The sequence below is a fragment of the Prosthecobacter sp. genome (genome assembly GCF_044373815.1).
Taxonomy (GTDB): domain Bacteria; phylum Verrucomicrobiota; class Verrucomicrobiia; order Verrucomicrobiales; family Verrucomicrobiaceae; genus Prosthecobacter.
Window position 1 is genome coordinate 1 of the sequence record NZ_JBIPNG010000603.1, and the last position, 3418, is coordinate 3418.

The 3418-nt window shown below is 60.8% G+C and carries 3 protein-coding genes; all 3 read right to left on the reverse strand.

Features of this window, described 5'->3' with window-relative positions; all coding sequences use genetic code 11:
* Window positions 1-65: 65 nt before the first annotated feature.
* Window positions 66-1229 carry a prenyltransferase/squalene oxidase repeat-containing protein gene (locus ACIREA_RS28945; protein WP_397385797.1) on the reverse strand — a complete coding sequence of 388 codons (1164 nt, stop codon included), beginning with the start codon at window positions 1227-1229 and terminating at the stop codon, window positions 66-68.
* Window positions 1230-1545: 316 nt separating this feature from the next.
* The gene (locus tag ACIREA_RS28950) at window positions 1546-2286 is read right to left on the reverse strand and encodes a YdjY domain-containing protein (RefSeq protein WP_397385798.1); all 741 of its coding nucleotides are present in this window, start codon (window positions 2284-2286) and stop codon (window positions 1546-1548) included.
* 23 nt (window positions 2287-2309) lie between these two features.
* Window positions 2310-3418, reverse strand: a 1109-nt coding sequence (locus tag ACIREA_RS28955) for a substrate-binding domain-containing protein (RefSeq protein ID WP_397385799.1), incomplete at its 5' end; no start/stop codon positions are given.

The following is a 3418-nucleotide window of genomic DNA, read 5'->3' on the forward strand; positions in this document are numbered from 1 at the left end:
CCGCGCTTTTGAGGGCGCGGCGTTTGTGGGGAATTGGAACCAGTTGCGGCGCAACTGGGCAACTTTTAAAGAGTCTGATGGATGCGGCCGAGGGCCATGAGGATGTAGGTGGTGGTGAGGACGGGGTCGGATTCCATCCAGCGGCCTTCGGTGTTGGACCAGGAGCCGTCGCCTTTCTGGAGGCCGAGGAGTTTTTCGGAGATGTCTTTGCGCCAGTCGATGAGCTTGCCGTCCTTGGTTTTGATGAAGTCGATTTTGGCGATGCTGAGGGCCTTGCTCATGGTCTGGTAGTAGTAGTAGAGACCGGCGGCGCCGAGGCCGGGGTTTTCATCCGGACTGTAGTGGTTTTGCAGCCACTCGATGACGGCTTTGACGCGGGGGTCGTCTTTGTCGACACCGGCATAGACGAAGCTGAGGAGGCCGGCGTAGCTGATGCTGCCGTAGCTGCGGAGGGCGATGCTGCCATCGGGATTGGTGACTTTGGCACCGCGGGTTTCGCTGGGGTTGTAGATGAAGCCTCCGGCGTCGTCGGGGTCTTTGCTGACCCAGGCGGATTTGTTGCTCTCTGGGCGGTTCTGGCAGCGCTGGATGAAGTCGATGGCGGCGGCGACGTTCAACTGCGGCTCGTTCTTGGCGGCGTCGCCTTTGTCTGCGAGGAGGGACTGGGAGTAGTAGAGGGCTTCGAGGGCGAAGGTCAGGTTTGACATGTCGGCGTGCATGCCTTTTTCGTCGCCGTAGCCGATGCCGCCATCGAGCGGGTTGTCCTGCTTGCCTTTTTCATCGAGATCGACCTGGCAGTGGACGAGGTAGCGGCGGGCTTTGAGCATGACTTCCTCGTTCTCGGGCTTGTTGTTGAGGAGGAGTGCGGTGAGGGCGAGGGCGGTGTTGTAGTTGCCACGGCCTTTGATGAAGATGCCGCCATCGGGGCGTGCGTGGCTGACGAGGAACTTGGTGGCTTTTTCGACTTCAGCGGGGACGGGATCGCCGGGCTTGCGATTGGGATCGAGCATGAAGCTGATGATGCCGAGGCCGGTCATGGCGACGGGTTCGGCCTCACCCCACTGGCCGGTGGTGGGGTTTTGCTTGCTGCGGAGGAAATTGAGGCCGCGCTCGACGCCGAGGCGGAGCTCCTGCTTGAGGGATTCGTTGCGCGAGGCCTGGGTGGCGGCCTGGGGGAAGGCGGCGGTGGTGCCGAGCGCCAAGGTGAGGAGGAGGGCGGGGATTTTCATGGTACAGAGCACTGGATGTGGAAAGAGGGCGGCGTCAACGGGCAAGGGGGGCCTCTTTGAGGGCGGACGATTCTTGTCCATGCCGAGGCGGCGGCGGGCGCTTTTTGACCGTTATAGGTATTCACAAAACGCATTTCCGGTATGGCGAGCCTAGGGAGGTTCGGTTTACCGCAGAGGGGCAAAGGGGCAGAGGTGGCAGAGATTGAATTCATGCTCTGCGCTGCGACAGATTCGATGGTCCTTTCGATGACCAAGCGACTTGGCGGAGAATGTCTCCCGGTGCACTTTTTGGAAATCAGTTTCGGAAAACGCGGTGCTATTTGGCGGGGGTGATGATGAGAGTGACCTTGGTCTCTTCGGCGGGGATGTTGGCGGGCATGCTGATCCAGAGGTCGTCGCGATGGTTGCCTTTGGCGGCGGAATTGATGATGGCGGCGCGATCCACGTAGGTGGAGATGATGGAGCCTGTCTGCTCGGCGGCGAAGCCGGTTTCATCGATGATGGAGCCGTTGAAGATCCAGGTGTCGAGGTCGTCGGGGGTTTTGCGTTTATCGATGTCTTGGATGAAATCGGAGAGGGGGACTTTTTTGGTTTTGTCGCCGTCTTTCCATTCGACGTGGATGGCGAGGCGGTTGGCTCCAGGGGTTTTGGGCTCGGTGTCTTTGGCGTTGTAGGGGCGCTCGGCTTTGGGATCGAGCTTGGCGAGGATGCCGAGGGTGGCGGGCTGATAATTGGCGAGGAGAAGGGCGAGCTGGATTTGGATGGGCTTTACCTTGGTCTCGAGGATGGTCTCGTGGACCTTCTCGCCGTTTTCATGGCAGAGGGCGTACTCGATGGGGAGCTTTTGATGGAGGATGGAGCAGGGGATGCGCAACTCGCGGGTGGCGGCGGTGATCTGGATGCCGTTGAGATCGTAGACGCCGGGGGAGACCTGCTTGACGAGTTTTTGTGCGGCCTCGAGCTGTGTTTTGGCGTCGGGCTTGGGTTCGGCGGTGTCTTGCGCGGACAGGTCGACGCAGGCGAGGAGGAAGAGGAGGGCGGTGAGCGAGCGCAACATGGCGGATGGGGTGTGATGTTGGTTCACAGATTGGGCAGCTTGTAGGTGCCGGTGCGGAGCATCTGCTCCACATTTTTGGGCTGGATCACTACGGGCTGAATTTCATACGAGGGCAGTGGTTTGAAGGCTTTGTCCTTGCGCATCTTGGTGATGATTTGCAGGGCGAGATCGACGAGGGCGGGCTGAACGACGGAGGCGTCGAGGTCACCGAGGCGGACGAGTTCGAGGCCGCGCTTCTGGCCGGAGAGGCCATCGGTGCCGACAATGAAGAGGTTTTCACGCTGGCCGGCTGTGTCTGCGGCTTTGGCCGCACCGATGGCCATGGCATCGCTCTGGGCGTAGATGGCGTCGAAATTTTTCTGGAGGTTGAAGGCTTCAGTGGTGCACTTGGTTGCAGTTTCGGTGCTCCAATCGGCCGGGGCGTCATGGACGAGGATGACGCCTGACTGGGTGCGGAGACCTTCACTGAAGCCTTCGGCGATCTCGTTGGTGGAGTAGCTGTCTGCAGCGCCGCGGAGCTGGACGACGCGGCCGGTGACCTCGGTGAGCTTTTCTTCGGCGGCTTTGCGTTTCAGGGCCTCGATCACGGTGTCTGCGGCCATGCGCCCGACTTTGCGTTGATCGCTGAAGACAACGCTGGCGCAGCCTTCATTGAGCATGCGTTTGTCGAGACCGATGACGATGATGCCGTGGGTCTGTGCTTCGACGATGAGGGCGGCAACGGCAGGAGGATCGATGGGGCTGACGATGATGGCGGCAGGCTTGGCGGCGATGGCCTGGCGGAACTGTTCGCTCTGCTTGGTGCTGCTGCCGGCGGCGTCGCTGGTGGTGAGCTGGTAGCCCGCCCGCCTGCCGACGAGCATGGCGAGGCCATTGCGCTGGAATTCCTGCATGGCGACACGTGTGTCAGGAAGAAGCAGGATGATTTCGGCGCGCTCATCCTTGGCGGCGAGACCGGTGGAAGCAAGAAGGCCGGGGGAGGACGGGGTGCTGGCAGGAGCAGCGGGGGGGCTTGCTGGTTTAGCCTGATTTGACTGCTTTTGTTTTTCCAGATCGTTGATCGCTTTTTCCACCACGGGGCTATCCGACTGATCGCAGGCGGCCAATAAAAAGATGCCCAAAAGGAGGGCGG

Excerpts from the sequence above, each read along its gene's own strand:
- ACIREA_RS28945 (WP_397385797.1), bottom strand. The coding sequence starts at position 1,229 with ATGAAAATCCCCGCCCTCCTCCTCACCTTGGCGCTCGGCACCACCGCC.
- ACIREA_RS28950 (WP_397385798.1), bottom strand. The coding sequence starts at position 2,286 with ATGTTGCGCTCGCTCACCGCCCTCCTCTTCCTCCTCGCCTGCGTCGAC.